This is a genomic window from Pseudomonas sp. IT-P395 (assembly GCF_949767675.1).
Classification (GTDB): Bacteria; Pseudomonadota; Gammaproteobacteria; order Pseudomonadales; family Pseudomonadaceae; genus Aquipseudomonas.
Map to the genome: position 1 here is coordinate 64,375 of NZ_CATKPW010000060.1, position 16,578 is coordinate 80,952.

The 16,578-nt window shown below is 58.2% G+C and carries 19 protein-coding genes and 1 tRNA gene; 11 read left to right on the plus strand and 9 right to left on the minus strand.

Translation table 11 applies throughout. The features are described 5' to 3' along the window. Position 1 precedes the first annotated feature (1 nt). The 4 genes from cyoC to ACM6IN_RS26995 all read left to right on the plus strand — a co-directional run bounded on the left by cyoC (position 2) and on the right by ACM6IN_RS26995 (position 2,739). On the plus strand, positions 2–625 hold the full coding sequence (cyoC, locus tag ACM6IN_RS26980; RefSeq protein WP_007916943.1) for a cytochrome o ubiquinol oxidase subunit III: 624 nt from the start codon (positions 2–4) through the stop codon (positions 623–625). After that, positions 625–960 carry a cytochrome o ubiquinol oxidase subunit IV gene (cyoD, locus tag ACM6IN_RS26985; protein ID WP_127929689.1) on the plus strand — a complete coding sequence of 112 codons (336 nt, stop codon included), beginning with the start codon at positions 625–627 and terminating at the stop codon, positions 958–960. The genes cyoC and cyoD overlap by 1 nt, the downstream gene beginning before the upstream one ends. 11 nt (positions 961–971) lie before the next feature. Continuing rightward, positions 972–1,859 (plus strand): heme o synthase, encoded by an 888-nt coding sequence (cyoE, locus tag ACM6IN_RS26990; protein WP_007916939.1) that lies wholly within the window; start codon positions 972–974, stop codon positions 1,857–1,859. A gap of 388 nt (positions 1,860–2,247) precedes the next feature. Next, a complete protein-coding gene (locus ACM6IN_RS26995) occupies positions 2,248–2,739 on the plus strand; it encodes a RidA family protein (RefSeq protein WP_034156086.1) in 492 nt (163 codons plus the stop codon). 313 nt (positions 2,740–3,052) lie between these two features. Here the strand turns inward: ACM6IN_RS26995 and ACM6IN_RS27000 are convergent, their stop codons facing one another. From ACM6IN_RS27000 to ACM6IN_RS27010, 3 genes are all read right to left on the minus strand, one after another. Further along, a complete protein-coding gene (locus tag ACM6IN_RS27000) occupies positions 3,053–3,754 on the minus strand; it encodes a hypothetical protein (protein ID WP_007949995.1) in 702 nt (233 codons plus the stop codon). Positions 3,755–3,888: 134 nt separating this feature from the next. After that, positions 3,889–4,293, minus strand: coding sequence for a GNAT family N-acetyltransferase (locus tag ACM6IN_RS27005; RefSeq protein ID WP_414917015.1), 405 nt, complete (start codon positions 4,291–4,293; stop codon positions 3,889–3,891). Between the two features lie 54 nt (positions 4,294–4,347). Continuing rightward, a complete protein-coding gene (locus tag ACM6IN_RS27010) occupies positions 4,348–5,253 on the minus strand; it encodes a LysR family transcriptional regulator (protein WP_007916933.1) in 906 nt (301 codons plus the stop codon). Between the two features lie 102 nt (positions 5,254–5,355). Between ACM6IN_RS27010 and ACM6IN_RS27015 the strand changes: the two genes are divergently transcribed. Next, positions 5,356–6,525 carry an aspartate aminotransferase family protein gene (locus ACM6IN_RS27015; RefSeq protein WP_414917016.1) on the plus strand — a complete coding sequence of 390 codons (1,170 nt, stop codon included), beginning with the start codon at positions 5,356–5,358 and terminating at the stop codon, positions 6,523–6,525. Positions 6,526–6,531: 6 nt separating this feature from the next. Here ACM6IN_RS27015 and ACM6IN_RS27020 read toward each other — a convergent pair whose 3' ends face one another. The 4 genes from ACM6IN_RS27020 to ACM6IN_RS27035 all read right to left on the minus strand — a co-directional run bounded on the left by ACM6IN_RS27020 (position 6,532) and on the right by ACM6IN_RS27035 (position 10,249). Continuing rightward, positions 6,532–6,735, minus strand: coding sequence for a prevent-host-death protein (locus ACM6IN_RS27020; protein WP_081498753.1), 204 nt, complete (start codon positions 6,733–6,735; stop codon positions 6,532–6,534). Positions 6,736–6,940: 205 nt separating this feature from the next. Further along, the gene (locus ACM6IN_RS27025; protein ID WP_414917017.1) at positions 6,941–8,860 is read right to left on the minus strand and encodes an alkaline phosphatase D family protein; all 1,920 of its coding nucleotides are present in this window, start codon (positions 8,858–8,860) and stop codon (positions 6,941–6,943) included. A 71-nt stretch (positions 8,861–8,931) separates the two neighbouring features. Then, positions 8,932–9,675, minus strand: coding sequence for a hypothetical protein (locus ACM6IN_RS27030; protein WP_007916928.1), 744 nt, complete (start codon positions 9,673–9,675; stop codon positions 8,932–8,934). Between the two features lie 115 nt (positions 9,676–9,790). Then, complete coding sequence (locus ACM6IN_RS27035) at positions 9,791–10,249, minus strand: hypothetical protein (protein WP_414917018.1); 459 nt, start codon at positions 10,247–10,249, stop codon at positions 9,791–9,793. A gap of 25 nt (positions 10,250–10,274) precedes the next feature. On the opposite strand from ACM6IN_RS27035, the gene ACM6IN_RS27040 reads away from it, so the two are divergent. Together ACM6IN_RS27040 and ACM6IN_RS27045 are read left to right on the plus strand one after the other, a co-directional pair. Further along, positions 10,275–11,021 carry a hypothetical protein gene (locus ACM6IN_RS27040; RefSeq protein ID WP_414917019.1) on the plus strand — a complete coding sequence of 249 codons (747 nt, stop codon included), beginning with the start codon at positions 10,275–10,277 and terminating at the stop codon, positions 11,019–11,021. Positions 11,022–11,066: 45 nt separating this feature from the next. After that, the gene (locus ACM6IN_RS27045) at positions 11,067–11,435 is read left to right on the plus strand and encodes a PH domain-containing protein (protein ID WP_007916917.1); all 369 of its coding nucleotides are present in this window, start codon (positions 11,067–11,069) and stop codon (positions 11,433–11,435) included. Positions 11,436–11,447: 12 nt separating this feature from the next. Here ACM6IN_RS27045 and ACM6IN_RS27050 read toward each other — a convergent pair whose 3' ends face one another. Both ACM6IN_RS27050 and ACM6IN_RS27055 read right to left on the minus strand, forming a co-directional pair. Beyond that, complete coding sequence (locus ACM6IN_RS27050; RefSeq protein WP_095048374.1) at positions 11,448–11,777, minus strand: hypothetical protein; 330 nt, start codon at positions 11,775–11,777, stop codon at positions 11,448–11,450. A 92-nt stretch (positions 11,778–11,869) separates the two neighbouring features. After that, positions 11,870–11,954, minus strand: a tRNA-Leu gene (locus ACM6IN_RS27055). Between the two features lie 107 nt (positions 11,955–12,061). Between ACM6IN_RS27055 and queA the strand changes: the two genes are divergently transcribed. The 4 genes from queA (at position 12,062) to secD (ending at position 16,571) form a co-directional block, all read left to right on the plus strand. Then, entirely contained in the window at positions 12,062–13,126 is a 1,065-nt protein-coding gene (queA, locus tag ACM6IN_RS27060; RefSeq protein WP_007916915.1) for a tRNA preQ1(34) S-adenosylmethionine ribosyltransferase-isomerase QueA, read from the plus strand. 14 nt (positions 13,127–13,140) lie between these two features. Further along, positions 13,141–14,256, plus strand: a complete 1,116-nt coding sequence (gene tgt, locus ACM6IN_RS27065) for a tRNA guanosine(34) transglycosylase Tgt (RefSeq protein WP_162130185.1) — start codon at positions 13,141–13,143, stop codon at positions 14,254–14,256. Between the two features lie 43 nt (positions 14,257–14,299). Next, complete coding sequence (gene yajC, locus ACM6IN_RS27070) at positions 14,300–14,638, plus strand: preprotein translocase subunit YajC (protein ID WP_007916913.1); 339 nt, start codon at positions 14,300–14,302, stop codon at positions 14,636–14,638. Between the two features lie 64 nt (positions 14,639–14,702). Continuing rightward, positions 14,703–16,571 (plus strand): protein translocase subunit SecD, encoded by a 1,869-nt coding sequence (secD, locus tag ACM6IN_RS27075; protein ID WP_077574432.1) that lies wholly within the window; start codon positions 14,703–14,705, stop codon positions 16,569–16,571. Positions 16,572–16,578 lie beyond the last annotated feature (7 nt).

Here is a 16,578-nt window from a genome sequence, read left to right on the forward strand (position 1 = left end):
CATGTCGAACTTAGTGACCAATGTTGGACACGCCCATGGTGACCATGGGCACGATGACCATCACCACGATTCGGGCGAGATGACCGTATACGGTTTCTGGCTCTACCTGATGACCGACTGCATTCTGTTTGCGTCGATCTTCGCGGTGTACGCAGTACTGGTAAACAACGTCGCCGGTGGCCCGTCGGGCCACGACATCTTCGAACTGCCATACGTGCTGGGCGAAACCGCTCTGCTGTTGTTCAGTTCGATCACCTACGGCTTCGCCATGCTGGCGTTGTACAAAGGCAAGAAGCAGGCGGTCCTGGGTTGGTTGTTCATGACCTTCCTGCTCGGCGCAGGCTTTATCGCCATGGAGATCAACGAGTTCCACCTGCTGATCTCCGAGGGCTTCGGTCCTAGCCGTTCCGGCTTCCTGTCCGCGTTCTTCACCCTGGTCGGTACCCACGGTCTGCACGTGTCGGCGGGTCTGATCTGGATGGGCATCATGATGTACCAGGTCAACAAGCACGGCCTGACGGCGACCAACAAGACCCGTCTGAGCTGCCTGAGCCTGTTCTGGCACTTCCTGGACGTGGTGTGGATCTGCGTATTCACCGTTGTTTACCTGATGGGGACTCTGTAATGGCTAATGCACACTCCCATGACAGCCATGATGCTGGCCACGGCAGCGCAAAGTCGTACGCCATTGGCTTCATCCTGTCGGTGATCCTGACCGTCATCCCATTCGGTCTGGTGATGTACCCGAGCCTGCCGAAAGCCACCACGCTGGCAATCGTTCTGCTGTTCGCAGTAATCCAGGTGATTGTTCACCTGTATTACTTCCTGCACCTGGACCGTTCCATTGCTCAGCGTAACAACGTGATTGCATTCGTCTTTACGGCGATCGTGATCGTGCTGCTGGTTGGCCTGTCGTTGTGGATCATGTTCAGCATCCACACCTACATGATGGCGAAGTGAGGTAAGACCCGATGTCGCTCAAGCACTTTATCCAAATCACCAAACCGGGGATCATTTTCGGTAACGTGCTTTCTGTGGCAGGCGGGTTCTTCCTGGCCTCGAAAGGGCATGTCGATCTGGCGGTGTTTCTGGCTGCCATGATCGGTACATCCCTGGTTGTTGCCTCCGGTTGCGTGTTCAACAACTGCATCGACCGCGACATCGACCTGAAGATGGAACGCACCAAGAACCGGGTGCTGGTGCAGGGCTTGATCTCCCTGAAACTGGCCCTGGTCTACGCGACCATCCTTGGTGTTCTCGGCGTTGCGTTGTTGTACAAGGTGGCCAATCCGTTGGCCGCTTTGTTCGCGGTGATCGGCTTCATCATCTACGTCGGCTTCTACAGCCTGTACCTCAAGCGCAAGTCGGTTCACGGCACGCTGGTGGGCAGTCTGTCGGGCGCCATGCCGCCAGTGATCGGTTACGTCGCCGTAACCAACAGCTTCGACATGGCCGCGCTGACGTTGCTGGTGATGTTCAGCCTGTGGCAGATGCCGCATTCCTACGCCATCGCGATCTTCCGCTTCAACGATTACCTGGCCGCATCGATTCCGGTGCTGCCAGTGAAGCGCGGGATTCAAGTGGCCAAGAAGCACATCCTGCTCTACATCCTGGCGTTCCTCGTAGCGACCTTGATGCTGACCTTCAGCGGTTACGCCGGCATGAGCTACCTCGCCGTCGCCGCGGCCATGGGCATGTACTGGTTGTACATGGCCTGGACCGGCTACAAAGCGGTGGATGACACGGTCTGGGCACGCAAGCTGTTCGTGTTCTCGATCTTCACCATCACTGCGTTGAGCGTCATGATGTCCCTGGACTTCAAGGTGCCCGCAGAGCTGCTGCTGACGTACGCGCCGTAAGGCTCAAAGGCTTGAAGAAAAACCCCGCACATTGAAAGATGTGCGGGGTTTTTTGTTGCCTGGCGTAAAGCCCCTCATCGGAACGCCGCCCGCCCAGCCCTCTTCCAGAGGGAGAGGGGGCCGATCGAGTTGTCTCTAGTCCACCGCCGACCTGCAAAGTCGTGGCGATTATGGATTCGGTAAAGTGCGTTCAGGTCGGTGTATGTCGTCAATATCCTGCGTTCGGTTCCCTCTCCCTATGGGAGAGGGCTAGGGTGAGGGTTGCGAGTGGAGTTCAAAACCCCTAGATTTGGATCCAACCCCGACAGTGATAGCACCAAGCCATTTTTTCGGTGTTTTACTGCCGTGATTCGAGCTTCTTCATGCACTGATCAAAAGGCTGGGCGAAATGACTGAGAGGATGACCTGCGACGAGCGTTTTATTGCCCTGGCCCAAGAGCTGAACTACGACATCTATGGTGAGAACACCGCCGGCGGCAATTACGCGCCGCTGATCCGTCATCATGATGAGCTGTACATCAGCGGCATGGTGCCGCGCACCCACGGCAAGATTCAGTATCCCGGTCGGGTTGGGCTGGAGTTGACCCTCAAGGATGCCCAGGCCGCCGCCAGCATCAGTGCAATGCGTTGCCTGGCGCTGATCGTCGATGCGGTGGGTTCGCTGGACAAGATCAAGGCGTTGTTGCGGGTGACGGTGTATGTGAAGTCGACGCCGGACTTCGTTGATCTGAGCGAAGTCGCCAACGGTGCCTCGGACGTGTTCAGTCATGTGCTCGGCGATGCCGGCCGGCACACGCGCACCACGGTCGGTGTGTATCAGTTGCCGAAGAACGCAGCGATTGAAGTGGACATGATTGTAGCGTTGCATCCTTCGGCTTGAGGGTGGTTTAGCGGTTTGCCCTCACCCTCACCCTCACCCTAGCCCTCTCCCTCGGGAGAGGGGACTGGCCGAGGTGTCTTGCGCTATACATCGACCTGAGAGGCCGAGGCGATTGTGGATTCGGCACAGTACTTTCATTTCGGTATGCTTCTTCAATATCCCCAAATCAGCTCCCTCTCCCTCGGGAGAGGGCTGGGCGGGCGGCGTTCCGATGAGGGGCGAGGATTTTCGCCTTCTCACAAATCCCAAGCCGGACAACAAAAAGCCCCGCCTGAATCTCAGTGCGGGGCTTTTTCGTACAGCGGCTGCGCTATTACTGCGCGGCGATGCTGTAGCCATCAAACGCAGTCTGCTGCTGCAGTGCGGTAATGATGTTCTTGCGGTTCACTGCCTGTTCGGTACCCGCATTATCAACGAAGACTTCGCTTTCCAGCTCCGCTTCTTCGCCTTCACCAACGAAGGTGAAACCGAGGAACTCCAGCGCTGCACGGTCAACGTTCAGGCGCGAGCGTGGCGTGCGCAGTGGCAGGGTCACGCTGATGCCGTCCTTGCTGATGGTGAAGATTTCGACTTCTTTCTTCTTCGCAGCCTTGCTCTTGCCGCCGCTCGGATTGCTGATCGCCTGATGGGTCTGGTTCAGCACTTTCAGCGCGAGGCCGTAAACGATTTCCTGGAACGCCGGATCGTCCTTGAAGCTGGACAGGATGCGGCCGATCGAGAACTTGCTGCTGAGGTCTTCAAGGGCGGCGAGGTCGGCGGCTTCGGCGTCTTTCAGCGCCTTGAGTTCGCCCATCAGCTCGTAGGCCTTGTCGTCATCGAAACTGTCGTGAGCCTGACGGATCGCCGCGCGCAGCTCGCGGATCTGGTCGCTTTCGCGGGTCGACTGGAACGCGTCCAGGACCATCTCGCTGATGATTTTGGCTTGTGGCAGGTGTTGTGAAAGATTGATGGAGTTTTCGTATTCCGCTTTGGACGATTCGGTGACTACGGATTCAGCGGTGTTGAAATCGGACATTGAAATTTCACTACTTTTTTAACTTGAGTGGAGATGAGAAAACCGAGGGCTTTTTCAGGCCGACTAATTTAGGGGAGCGCGGCGGCGTTGTCACGGAGCAACGGTCTGCCGGTCGAGTTTTTTCCCGGCGTGCACTATTTCCGGCGCGGCCGTTCCATGGCAATCACCGAGGTCTCAAAACCCAGGCTGGCAAAAAAAGCCTCCGCGCCCTCGCGTCCGGCGCGCAGCACCCACGTAATATCGGGGTTGCCGCCCATGATGTGCTCGACCAGTGCGCGGCCAATCCCTTCACGCCGATGCTGGTCATCGACCACCACCATCGACAGGTAACCGTTGGACAAACCATCGCTGATCCCGCGAGCGAAGCCGATGATCTGCCCACCCTGGACGGCAACGGCGGTGCGCTGAGAGTTGTCGATCAACTGGGCGAAGTATTCAGCTGAACCGGTGCGATGGCTCCAGCCATGCTGCCCGAGAAACTGCCTTACCGATTGCGTTTCGGCGGGCAGCAAATCACGTACGTTGGGTGTGTTGTTCATCTGCTGTTCGAGTCCTTGTCAGCAATTTTTCATGGAAGAGCAGCGTAGGCAGCGTCAGGATTTCCCCCACGTCTGCATCGCAAACTCCACGAACCGGCGCAATTTCGGCAAACGATAACGATCTGGCGCGTAGAGCAGATGCATCGGTCTGCTGGGTGGCTGGAAATCGGCCACGACCTTCACCAGTCGGCCTTCGCGCAGGTCTTGTTCCACCAGCGCATCCGGAAGCATCACGATGCCCATGCCGGTGCGGGCCGCCTGGTGCAGCCCGGCGGAGCTGTTGATCAGCATAGGCCCGCTGACGTCGACCATGATCTCCCCATCGGGACCACTGAGACGCCAGCGCTTTTCCACCGATTGCCAGTCGTCGCCCGCGGGATAGGCGAACGACAGGCAGTCGTGTTGTTGCAGGTCTTCCGGGGTTTTCGGCATGCCCCGCCGGGCGACATAGTGCGGCGAGGCGCACACGGTCAGGGTGTAATCGATCAAAGGCCGGGCGATCAGGTTGGACTGCTCGAAATTGCCCAGCCGGAACGCCACATCCAGGCCACTCTCCAGTAGATCGGGACGGCTGTTGGTCAGCACCACGTCGAGTTTGACCTGCGGGTACAGCAAGGAAAATTCACTGAGCGCCGGGGCCAGCCGTTCAACGCCGAACGTCAGCGGCGCGGTGAGGCGCAGCATGCCCCGGGGTTGATCGAGGGTCTGCTCGGCGAGGCGTTCGGAATCGGCGACCAATCCCAACACTTCCAGACAACGCTGGTAGTAAACGCTGCCGAATTCAGTGAGCCGCTGACGGCGGGTCGTGCGTTGCAGCAGTTGCACGCCCAGCCGTTGCTCCAGCGCGCGCAGATGATTGCCGACCATGGTCGTCGACAGGTCGCACTGCAACGCGGCCGCCGTCATGCTCCCGGCTTCGACGACTTTGACGTACACGCTCATCGACTGGAACAGGTCCATTATCAAGCTCAGCTTTTAAATGAATGAAGTTTTCCCGAGTTTATCCAGTTTCGCTGGCTAACCATACTGCCAGCACACCGACCTGCACTGGAGTTTGAAGTCATGACCGCCGCCCTGATGAACACCTACCAACCACTGGCCTTGAGCTTCACCAAGGGCCTGGGCACTCGCCTGTGGGATCAGGCCGGTCGCGAATATCTGGATGCGGTGGCCGGTGTGGCGGTGACCAACGTCGGCCACTCACACCCGCGGATCGTTTCGGCGATCAGCGAGCAGGCCGGGTTGCTGCTGCACACGTCGAATCTGTACAGCATCGACTGGCAGCAACAACTGGCCAAACGGCTGACTGAGCTGTCGGGCATGGAGCGCGCGTTTTTCAATAATTCCGGTGCCGAGGCCAATGAAACAGCGCTGAAACTCGCGCGTTTATACGGCTGGCGCAAAGGCATCGAACAGCCGCTGGTGGTGGTCATGGCCAACGCGTTCCACGGCCGCACACTCGGCACCTTGTCGGCCAGCGATGGTCCGGCGGTGCGTCTGGGGTTCAATGAATTGCCGGGGGATTTCCTCAAAGTGCCATTCGGTGATCTCGCAGCGCTGCAGCAACTGCAGCAAAAACACGGCGAGCGCATCGTGGCGATTCTGGTCGAGCCAATCCAGGGCGAAAGCGGTGTGCAGATCGCGCCACCCGGTTACCTTAAAGCCCTGCGCGAACTGTGTAATCGCCATGCGTGGCTATTGATGCTCGATGAAATCCAGACCGGCATCGGCCGCACCGGGCGCTGGTTTGCGTTTCAACATGAAGGCATCGTCCCGGATGTCATGACCCTGGCAAAAGGGCTGGGGAATGGCGTGCCGATCGGCGCTTGCCTGGCTCGGGGCAGGGCGGCGGATCTGTTTACGCCCGGCAGCCATGGCAGCACCTTCGGCGGCAATCCACTGGCGTGTCGGGTCGGTTGCACGGTGCTGGACATCATCGAAGAACAGGGCCTGCTGGAAAATGCCAGGATTCAGGGGGAACGGCTATTAACTCGCCTGCGCGCAGAGCTGGCGGACAATCCCAATGTGCTGGCGATTCGTGGTCAGGGTTTGATGATTGGCATCGAACTGAAACAACCGGTGCGTGATCTGACCCTGATCGCCGCGCGGGATTATGGACTGTTGATCAACGTCACGCGGGGCAAGACGATACGGCTGCTGCCACCGTTGACGATTGATGAGCGTGAGGTGGAGATGATTGTCAGAGGTGTGGGATGTGTCGTTCAGTCGTGACGATTTTCACTCTTCGATCAAATGTCTGACTTTGGCTTTTCCTGCGCGCATTTCGCCGATCGATCTGATCAACCGCTCGGCGTTTGCGGGTGAGCGCATCAAGTAGGCTGTTTCTTCGAGTGTGCTGTTCTCGCCAGGAGGCATCATCACGACAGGCTCAGATTCTTGCCGGGATTGCGAAGTTAGCTCTCGATCCTCGCTGGATGCCAAGAACGTATGGAGGTGAGTACAGGATGACAAGGCGACACCTACTAGTGGTTGTTTCGCAGAAGGGTTGCTGCGAGCACGTTCAGTATCACTTAAGAACCCTGGAGACGTTTCTGAGACGTCTGTAATCCTTGTCCACTGTCTCGGGCAGTGAGAAACCGCCGCGTTGTCGGGATCTGGTATTTCCAATGTAGGAAAAAACTTGTGGCTAGTCCGGATAATCCGCCAGATCCGGCGCCAGCATCCGCGTCTTCGCCTTGCCATTCGAATTGTGCTGAATGATCTCGCGCGGCTGCCCCTGTTCATTGAAAAACACCTGACCGATCCCCGCCGAATTCCATAAGCGTTCACCTGCCTCAGCATGTTCCGGCGTGTAGGGCACGATGCGCATGCTGCGGCGTTTGGTAAACCAGTTCAGCGGGGAGCGTGGCGAATAGAGCCAGCGGTTGAGGCGGTCGAACCATTCCAGCAGGCTTTTCGGAAACTCGTTCTTGATCCCGCTGCTGGTGATCTGCCAGATCCGCGGCCCGGCCTTGCGGTGTCGGATAAGCACTTCGTAGACGAAGGAATAATGCACGTCGCCGGACAGCACCACGTAGTTACCGGGTGTGCGCGAGTGGCGGAAAATATTCAGGATCACTTGCGCGGCGCCGCGATGGGCCATCCAGTTTTCCGCGTCGACCAGCAGCGGATAACCGCACCAACTGAAGACCTTCTGCACGGTTTCAATCAGCTTCACGCCGAAGATCGGCGCCGGAGAAACGATGATCGCTGACGGATGATCAAGCAGCTCCTGTTGCAGTTCGCTCAGCGCCTCCCAATCGAGCAGGCCCGACGGTTGCTTGAGCGCCATCTCACTGCGCCAGCGGCGGGTACGGGTGTCGATGACCACCAGCGCCGGACTGGTTGGCAGTACGAAATGCCAATGCTGAAAGCGCAGCAGGTCATCGATCAAATCGTCCTGCACCGGTCTGTCGAGATACTGATCATCACCGCTGGCGCTAAGGCTCAGGGTTTTCTCCAATACCTCTTTGAACGCATCGGGATTATTGCCCCAGCCCTGACACAACATATAGGCGATCAACGCGTTGCCTATAATGCGTTTGGAGAACGGATGGCCGTAGGCCGTTTCCTCCCATTGCGCGGACAGGTTCCAGTCATCGGTGATGTCGTGATCATCGAAAATCATCAGGCTCGGCAAATGCGCCAGCGCGCGGGCGACCTTGCCCAATCCAGTCTTGAAGGCATCAATGCGAGTCTGTTCGAGGGTGTAACGCTTGAGGCGTTCCGGCGTCAGTTCGGGTGCTTGCGGATCGATCAGCGACCAGGCGGTCGGCGACCACACCAGCAGGTACATCGCCATGACTTCGGCGAACGTCACCAGATGATTGTCAGCACTGCTGCTGGTGAAAATCGGCTTACGCGCACCGCCGAAAAATCGCTCGCGCAATGTCTCGTTGCTTTCCAGCGCCGGTAACAAATCCGCACGGTGGTAGTAACTGGCCGGGTGTTTGTAGAGCTTGGCGCTGTCGCTGACCACGGCACCTTCGAGGTGTTCGTCGAACAGGCCAAGGCGTTCGATCAAGGCATGAATCGCTCGCAACATCGGGCCGGCCACGTCGTCGGCGTAGACCTGATCGCCGCTCATCATCAACAGGGCGGGGCGTTGTTGCGGATCGGTTTCCGTCGCCAGCAATTGGTCGACGCAAAGCAATCCATCCGTCGCCGGGTGATGCGGCTTGCGGCAAGAGCCATGCAGCAGTTGATCGATCCGCGAGCGCATGACGAAGTTCGGGCTGGTTGCATCGCCGTACAGCAAATGCGCCGCCCAGTCGGCGATGCCCTCTGCATTGTCGATCAGCAGGTCGTAGTCGATACGTGTGTCGCAGGGCAGGGCGTTGTCGAGAGCAACATCGATGAGATGGACAAATGCCTGACGACCTACCGGAATGACGGTGCATTTCCCGGCGTCGAGAGGAATGTCTCCTACACCTTGCAGGCGCAAGGTCAGCGCCAGTGGCCGCGTGCCGACCAGCCACATGACCACGCGCGTCGGCTCCAGCCGTCGCAACAGCGGGCCGGCCAGGACAGGAGGCAGCGGGATCAGGTCAGCGGGTGTCGAAAACATCGAGGGCAAAGCTCAAGGCGCACAGGCCGGCGATGATAGCGCAGCCGGCGCCTTGATCCCTTAAATGAGGCTTAAGAATCGATCTTCTTCAGCTTCAGATCGAGCAGTCGCCACGCGGCTTTGTCAGTATCTCTGCCGTCTACTTGCTGAACGGAACAGTCAGAACTGTAGCTGACATGGTCGCCCAACATGTTCAGAGCGGTGACGGTGCTGCTGATGGTATAGGTCTGATCCTTGAACCGTTGGCTGCTCGCGCTCTTGGCGCTGGCGATCGCTGTCGACGCTGAAAAACGCATGGCACTTTTGATAATAGGGTCGCAAATCATGAACGCCATCAGGGATCTGTCCGCGTCCGGATGGTTGCCGGCCAGTCGGCGCGAAACTTCAAAATCGTTGCGCACGTTGTCCTTGAAGTTCTTCTCCTGGATTAATGCGGTCAGGCGCTGGCTGTAGTTCGGTAGAAGTGCGGACTCGGGCGGCGAAGGCTCGTTCTGTGGTTCGCTGGCGACATAGGTCGTAAGGTTGTCGGAGTTCTCAGGTGAGGACGCGATCGCAGCCATGGGCTCCATTGCCTTTTCTAATTCAGGCATGAGTGCCGCCGCGGCGCTCTGCGTCTCGCTGCTCTGCGTTGTCCTCGGCGCGGCCGACGGAAACAGCGACAACGTGATCGACAGCACCACCATCGCGACAATGAAGCCGCCCGCTGCGCCAACGATGTTGCCGTAGAAGATATTCCAGCTGCCACGGTTCTTGACCACCCAGCGCCACATGAACCCCCAAACCGCGACAATCGCCAGAAAACGCAGAAACTCCATTTGATCCTTTCCTTAAACCTTCCAAACCTGAAATCAACGCACGCCCAAGGTGAACGCTGAGAATGGCCGGCAAGATAACAAAACAGACGTGAAATGGCAGTGACGATAGCGGTGCTCAGTGAAAATTAAGCGCGAAAAACGCCAGCGTCGTCACACCCGCAGCCAGCCCACAGATACCGGCGAAAAGTTGCCGGGCAAACGGATGCTCTGGCCGAGGACGCCTGACCAGCCACATCCAGACACCCGCCAGCACACCGAACGTGGTGATTATTTGCAACACGCTACTGGCCAGGTTCTCAGTTGCAGGAGGCACGTGCGCCGGGAAAAGTCCTGCACAGACCACCGAAAAAATCATTGCGACGATGAAGCCGCTGGCGGCACCCGCCAGGTTGGCAAGGATCAGGTTCCAGGCACCACGGGTCTGCACGACCCAAGCCCAAACGGCTCCCCAGACGAAAAAGTACAACACGGCCATCAAGGTGTTTCTCCCTCTGAAAATCGATTCCATCGAGGCGCTGGCGACCTCGTTACTGGCAGTGGACGGCAAGATAGCAAAATAGTAGCGTCGCGCCACTGCCCATCTCCGTAACGGACTACCCATGCCAGTCAGTACCCACTGTTTGCGCCTGCTCTGCGCAATCACACTCACCGCTGCAATGGCCCCAGCATTCGCCGCCGTGCAAGAGCATCCGGAAAACAGCTGGAAGTACTACGCCGGTAACTGCCAGCGCGTGCTGGAGAAAATGGCCGACGTGCAAAGCGGCCGCACCACCGCCTACGACGTGATGTTCGCGCTGGAAAGCAACCTGCAGACCATGAATGAACACCGCTCCAACCTGACGCCCAATCACTTGGGCTCGCGAGAATTCGCCGAATGCGAAAACTTCGCGGGCCAGGCTGAATCAATCATTGCCCAAGGCAAAGCCGAGTTCGCCGCAAAAATGCAAGGTGCTGCGGAGGAAGGCCGCATCGCCCACCAGAATTCCCCCGCCTACCAACGCGCCCGCGCCCTCGGCTACAGCGACGTCGGTGATATATCTTTCCTGAAACTGCACGAAGACACCGACGGCGAAGCACGCCTGAAAACCATGTTGATCACCGTCGACGAAATCTGCGGCCAATACTTCCGCGCCACGCAATATGTGAAGCCGTATGTGATCTATACCGTCGGGCCTTCGGACGGCGGCTGTGGCGAAGTTAAACGTGTCGCTGTGGTTGGCGGCCGATCAGTGGATAAGGGCGATTACATTGATGAGAGGGGCGAGTTTCAGTATCTGGGCTGGAAAAAACTTGTCGGCGCCGACGGGTTCCCAACCGATATCCGCGTGCTGAAAGCCCGTCGTTGAAACTAAGAAATACCGGGATGTTTTCTTGAAGATGAGGATGGACAGATGATCGACTTCAACAACAAAGGCTTCTTCAAACTCAAGCAGAACGATGAGTACGCCGAACGCGTAACCGCGCTGTTGCTGGACGGTGAAGAAGTGATCGACTCTTACAAGGCCATGCGTGACGGCGTGGTGTTTACCAACAAACGCATCATCGCCGTCAACGTTCAGGGCATTACCGGCAGCAAGAAGGATTTCACTTCCTTGCCGTACAAGAACATCGTCGCCTACTCCGTGGAAACCTCTGGCACCTTCGATCTGGATTCGGAGCTGGAGATTTACTTTTCGTCACTGGGGAAGGTGAAGTTCGAATTCACCGGGAAGACGTCGATGGTGGAGATCTCCAAGTACATCTCGAAGCATCTGCTGTAACGCCTCAGCCCATTACAAGATGTCTTTCAAATAGCCCTTGAGCGCGAGGAGCGGCTGATCCAGCTGCTCCAGCGAACGCGCCTCGCTGAACTCGGCTGACAACTTCTGCAACTCCCGCCCCAGCGGTTTCTCGACACCGCCCAAGGCGTCCATCGCCAAGCTTAGGCATTCGTTCATCTTGAACTGAATGGTCTCGACATCCCCACGCCGCACCAATAGTTCGAAAATGTCTTTCTGGTAATCACCCATGACCATGTCGTCCCGCAAAATCGGGCTAAGGCCTTCTTCCTCGTAAGCGAGTTTGAGGGAGAAAAGGGCGACTGTTTCCAGTGACGTTTCCATGGGGTGACCTTTGTGGGATCTCGCGGGACGGCCAGCGGCACTTTCCGGCAGACGAAAAAAAAGGCCTTGCTAAGCAAGACCTTTCTTAATTTTGGTGCCCCGAGGGAGACTCGAACTCCCACTCCTTTCGAAAACGGATTTTGAATCCGCCGCGTCTACCAATTCCGCCATCAGGGCTCAATGGCGGCGAAGTATAGAGATGAGATTACCGTCGGTCAATCAGGTACATAGAGAATTTTCGATATTTCCGCTAGACTTTCCGGCCCTGCTAGACGAACCCCATCATGCGCGTTGCTGACTTTACTTTCGAGCTCCCTGATTCGCTGATCGCCCGCCACCCTTTGGCCGAGCGTCGCGGTAGTCGCCTGCTGACCCTTGACGGGCCGAGCGGCGCCCTCGCACACCGTCAATTCACTGATTTGCTTGAGCATTTGCGCCCGGGCGATTTGATGGTGTTCAACAATACCCGGGTGATTCCGGCGCGGCTGTTCGGGCAGAAAGCGTCCGGCGGCAAGCTGGAAATCCTCGTTGAGCGGGTGCTCGATACGCACCGCGTGCTGGCCCATGTGCGTTCCAGCAAGTCGCCGAAGCCGGGTTCGAAGATCCTTATCGACGGTGGTGGCGAGGCAGAAATGCTTGCGCGTCACGATGCGTTGTTCGAACTCGGCTTCGCTGAAGAAGTGTTGCCGCTGCTCGATCGCGTCGGGCACATGCCGTTGCCTCCTTATATAGACCGCCCGGACGAAGGCTCGGATCGCGAGCGTTATCAGACCGTGTACGCCGAGAAACTCGGTGCGGTGGCGGCACCGACGGCGGGGCTGCATTTCGATCAGTCGCTGATGGAGGCGATTGCCGCCAAGGGCGTCGAGACCACGTTCGTTACGCTGCACGTGGGCGCGGGGACGTTCCAGCCGGTGCGCGTCGAGAAGCTTGAAGATCACCACATGCACACCGAGTGGCTGGAAGTCGGCCAGGATGTGGTCGATGCGGTCGCGGCGTGCCGTGCGCGTGGTGGTCGCGTGATTGCCGTCGGCACCACCAGCGTGCGCTCGCTGGAAAGCGCCGCGCGCGATGGCGTGCTCAAGCCGTTCAGTGGCGATACCGATATCTTTATCTTCCCGGGCCGACCGTTCCATGTGGTCGATGCCCTGGTGACGAATTTCCATTTGCCGGAATCGACGCTGCTGATGCTGGTTTCGGCATTTGCCGGTTATCCCGAGACCATGGCTGCCTACAAGGCTGCCGTCGACAACGGTTACCGCTTTTTCAGCTACGGTGATGCGATGTTCATCACCCGTAATCCCGCACCTACTGCCCCTAAAGAAACCGGCCCAGAGGAAACAGAATGAGTCGCGAATGTCGCATGTCCTTTGAACTTCTGGCCACCGATGGCAAGGCCCGACGTGGTCGTCTGACCTTCCCGCGTGGCACCGTCGAGACCCCGGCGTTCATGCCGGTGGGCACTTACGGCACGGTCAAGGGCATGTTGCCGCGTGACATCGTTGCCACCGGCGCAGAAATCATTCTCGGCAACACCTTCCACCTGTGGCTGCGCCCTGGCACCCAGGTGATCAAGGAACACGGCGACCTGCACGATTTCATGCAGTGGAAAGGCCCGATCCTCACCGACTCCGGTGGTTTCCAGGTCTTCAGCCTCGGCGCGATGCGCAAGATCAAGGAGGAGGGCGTGACCTTCGCCTCTCCGGTCGACGGTGCCAAAGTGTTCATGGGCCCGGAAGAATCGATGCAGGTGCAGCGCGACCTCGGCTCCGACATCGTGATGATTTTCGACGAATGCACGCCGTACCCGGCCGACGAAGACGTCGCGCGCGTATCGATGGAACTGTCGCTGCGCTGGGCTCAGCGTTCGAAAAATGCTCACGGTGACAACACCGCCGCATTGTTCGGCATCGTTCAGGGTGGCATGCACCAGGATCTGCGCATGCGCTCGCTCGAAGGCCTCGACAAGATCGGTTTCGATGGCCTGGCCATTGGCGGTCTGTCGGTGGGCGAGCCGAAGCACGAGATGATCAAAGTACTGGATTATCTGCCGGGCATGATGCCGGCTGACAAACCTCGTTACCTTATGGGCGTTGGCAAACCGGAAGATCTGGTTGAGGGTGTGCGCCGCGGTGTGGACATGTTCGATTGCGTGATGCCAACCCGTAATGCCCGCAATGGGCATCTGTTCATTGATACAGGCGTGCTGAAGATCCGTAACGCGTTCCATCGCCATGATGAATCGCCGCTGGATCCGACCTGCGATTGCTATACCTGCCAGAACTTCTCCCGCGCTTATCTGCATCACCTGGACAAGTGCGGCGAAATGCTGGGAAGCATGCTCAATACCATCCATAACTTGCGCCATTATCAGGTGCTGATGGCTGGTTTGCGCGAGGCTATTCAACAGGGTACATTGGCCGCCTTTGTCGATGCCTTCTACGCCAAACGCGGGCTCCCCGTTCCGCCTTTGGACTGAGTTTTCTGACCCCAAGATTCAACATTTGCAACTGGAGTGCTAAATGAGCTTTTTTATCTCTAACGCCATGGCTGACGCGGCTGCACCGGCTGCTGCCGGCCCAATGGGCGGCGGTTTCGAGTGGATTTTCCTGGTCGGCTTCCTGGTCATCTTCTACCTGATGATCTGGCGTCCACAGGCCAAGCGCGCCAAAGAGCAGAAGAACCTGCTGAGCAGCCTGCAGAAGGGCGACGAAGTGGTCACCACCGGCGGCATCGCTGGCAAGATCACCAAAGTGGCCGATGACTTCGTGGTTCTGGAAGTTTCCGACACCGTGGAAATGAAGTTCCAGAAAGGCGCCATCGCCGCCACGCTGCCAAAAGGCACGCTGAAAGCGATCTGAAGCAACAACTTCTACTCAATCGACGGGGCGCGCAAGGCGCCCCGCGTTCATAACGGGCGGCGTGATGCTGAACAAATATCCTCTGTGGAAATACATTCTGATCCTGGCGGTGCTGGCGATCGGTCTGATTTATTCCGCTCCGAATCTATACCCCGATGACCCGGCCATTCAGGTCAGCGGTGCAAGCACTGCGCTGCAAGTCAATCAGGCTGATCTGGATCGTGTGAGCACTGCGCTCAAGGAGTCCGGGATCAACGTCAAGGCAGCCACGCTGGCCGCCAACGGCAAGGGCGGTCTGATCCGTCTGAGCAAGGCTGAAGATCAGCTGCCGGCCAAAGACGTTGTGCGCAAGGCATTGGGTGACGACTACGTTGTCGCGCTGAACCTGGCACAGACCACCCCGCAATGGCTGCGCAACCTGGGCGCGCACCCGATGAAGCTGGGTCTGGACTTGTCCGGTGGTGTGCACTTCCTGCTGGAAGTGGACATGGACAAAGCCCTCGATGCACGCCTGAAAGTTTACGAAGGCGACGTCAAGAGCCTGCTGCGTAAAGAGAAGCTGCGCTATCGCAGTCTGCCGCAACTGGGCGGTGCCATTCAGTTGGGCTTCAGTGATGAAGACTCCCGCGAACAGGCCCGTGCACTGATCCGCAAGAACTTCAACGATTTCGACATTGTTCCGGCCGACCTCAACGGTCAACCGGTGCTGCGTCTGGCGATGACCCCGGCCAAGCTGGCGGAAATCCGTGAATACTCCATCAAGCAGAACTTGACCACGGTACGTAACCGCGTCAACGAGCTGGGTGTTGCCGAACCGATCGTTCAGCGTCAGGGCGCCAACCGCATCGTGGTTGAGCTGCCGGGCGTGCAGGACACTGCCGAAGCCAAGCGTATTCTCGGCAAGACGGCCAACCTTGAGTTCCGTCTGGCTGCTGAGCCGGGTGCTTCGAAAGCCACCTCCGAAACCTTCGAGTTCCGTGAGGGCAATCGTCCGCCAGCACAGATCGAACGTGGTCTGATCATCACCGGTGACCAGGTCACCGACGCCAAGGCCGGCTTCGGCGAGCACGGCACGCCTGAAGTGAACATCCGTCTGGATGGTCACGGTGGTGAGCTGATGAGCCGCGCTACTCGTTCGAACGTTGGTCGCAGCATGGCGGTGATCTTCATCGAACAGCGCCCGATCACCACTTACACCAAGCAAGTGGTCGATGGCGTCGAGAAAGACGTTGCGGTGCAAACGTTCAAAGAAGAGAAGAAGATCATCAGCCTGGCGACCATCCAGTCGCCGCTAGGTGCTCAGTTCCGCATCACTGGCCTGAACGGTCAGGGCGAATCGTCTGAACTGGCGCTGCTGCTGCGTGCCGGTGGTCTGGCCGCACCGATGTACTTCGCTGAAGAGCGCACCATCGGCCCGAGCCTGGGTGCTGACAACATCACCAAAGGTATCGATGCGTCGCTGTGGGGCATGCTGTTCGTGTCGCTGTTCATCATCGCCATCTACCGCTTCTTCGGCATCATCGCCACTGTCGCACTGGCGGTGAACATGGTGCTGCTGCTGGCCTTGATGTCGCTGCTGGGTGCAACGCTGACCCTGCCGGGTATCGCCGGTATCGTGCTGACCATGGGTATGGCGGTCGACGCCAACGTGCTGATCTTCTCGCGGATTCGTGAAGAGATCGCCGCCGGCATGACCGTGCAGCGTGCAATCAACGAAGGCTTCGGCCGGGCATTCACCGCGATTCTCGACGCCAACCTGACCACGTTGTTGGTCGGCGGGATTCTCTTTGCCATGGGCACCGGCCCGGTCAAAGGTTTCGCAGTGACCATGTCCCTCGGGATCTTTACCTCGATGTTCACGGCCATCATGGTGACCCGCGCAATGGTCAACCTGATCTTCGGCGGACGTGACTTCAAGAAGTTGTGGATTTAAGGGGCTG

Coding starts and splice junctions, on each gene's coding strand:
- cyoC (WP_007916943.1), top strand. CDS start 2: ATGTCGAACTTAGTGACCAATGTTGGACACGCCCATGGTGACCATGGG.
- cyoD (WP_127929689.1), top strand. CDS start 625: ATGGCTAATGCACACTCCCATGACAGCCATGATGCTGGCCACGGCAGC.
- cyoE (WP_007916939.1), top strand. CDS start 972: ATGTCGCTCAAGCACTTTATCCAAATCACCAAACCGGGGATCATTTTC.
- ACM6IN_RS26995 (WP_034156086.1), top strand. CDS start 2,248: ATGACTGAGAGGATGACCTGCGACGAGCGTTTTATTGCCCTGGCCCAA.
- ACM6IN_RS27000 (WP_007949995.1), bottom strand. CDS start 3,754: ATGTCCGATTTCAACACCGCTGAATCCGTAGTCACCGAATCGTCCAAA.
- ACM6IN_RS27005 (WP_414917015.1), bottom strand. CDS start 4,293: ATGAACAACACACCCAACGTACGTGATTTGCTGCCCGCCGAAACGCAA.
- ACM6IN_RS27010 (WP_007916933.1), bottom strand. CDS start 5,253: ATGGACCTGTTCCAGTCGATGAGCGTGTACGTCAAAGTCGTCGAAGCC.
- ACM6IN_RS27015 (WP_414917016.1), top strand. CDS start 5,356: ATGACCGCCGCCCTGATGAACACCTACCAACCACTGGCCTTGAGCTTC.
- ACM6IN_RS27025 (WP_414917017.1), bottom strand. CDS start 8,860: ATGTTTTCGACACCCGCTGACCTGATCCCGCTGCCTCCTGTCCTGGCC.
- ACM6IN_RS27030 (WP_007916928.1), bottom strand. CDS start 9,675: ATGGAGTTTCTGCGTTTTCTGGCGATTGTCGCGGTTTGGGGGTTCATG.
- ACM6IN_RS27040 (WP_414917019.1), top strand. CDS start 10,275: ATGCCAGTCAGTACCCACTGTTTGCGCCTGCTCTGCGCAATCACACTC.
- ACM6IN_RS27045 (WP_007916917.1), top strand. CDS start 11,067: ATGATCGACTTCAACAACAAAGGCTTCTTCAAACTCAAGCAGAACGAT.
- ACM6IN_RS27050 (WP_095048374.1), bottom strand. CDS start 11,777: ATGGAAACGTCACTGGAAACAGTCGCCCTTTTCTCCCTCAAACTCGCT.
- queA (WP_007916915.1), top strand. CDS start 12,062: ATGCGCGTTGCTGACTTTACTTTCGAGCTCCCTGATTCGCTGATCGCC.
- tgt (WP_162130185.1), top strand. CDS start 13,141: ATGTCCTTTGAACTTCTGGCCACCGATGGCAAGGCCCGACGTGGTCGT.
- yajC (WP_007916913.1), top strand. CDS start 14,300: ATGAGCTTTTTTATCTCTAACGCCATGGCTGACGCGGCTGCACCGGCT.
- secD (WP_077574432.1), top strand. CDS start 14,703: ATGCTGAACAAATATCCTCTGTGGAAATACATTCTGATCCTGGCGGTG.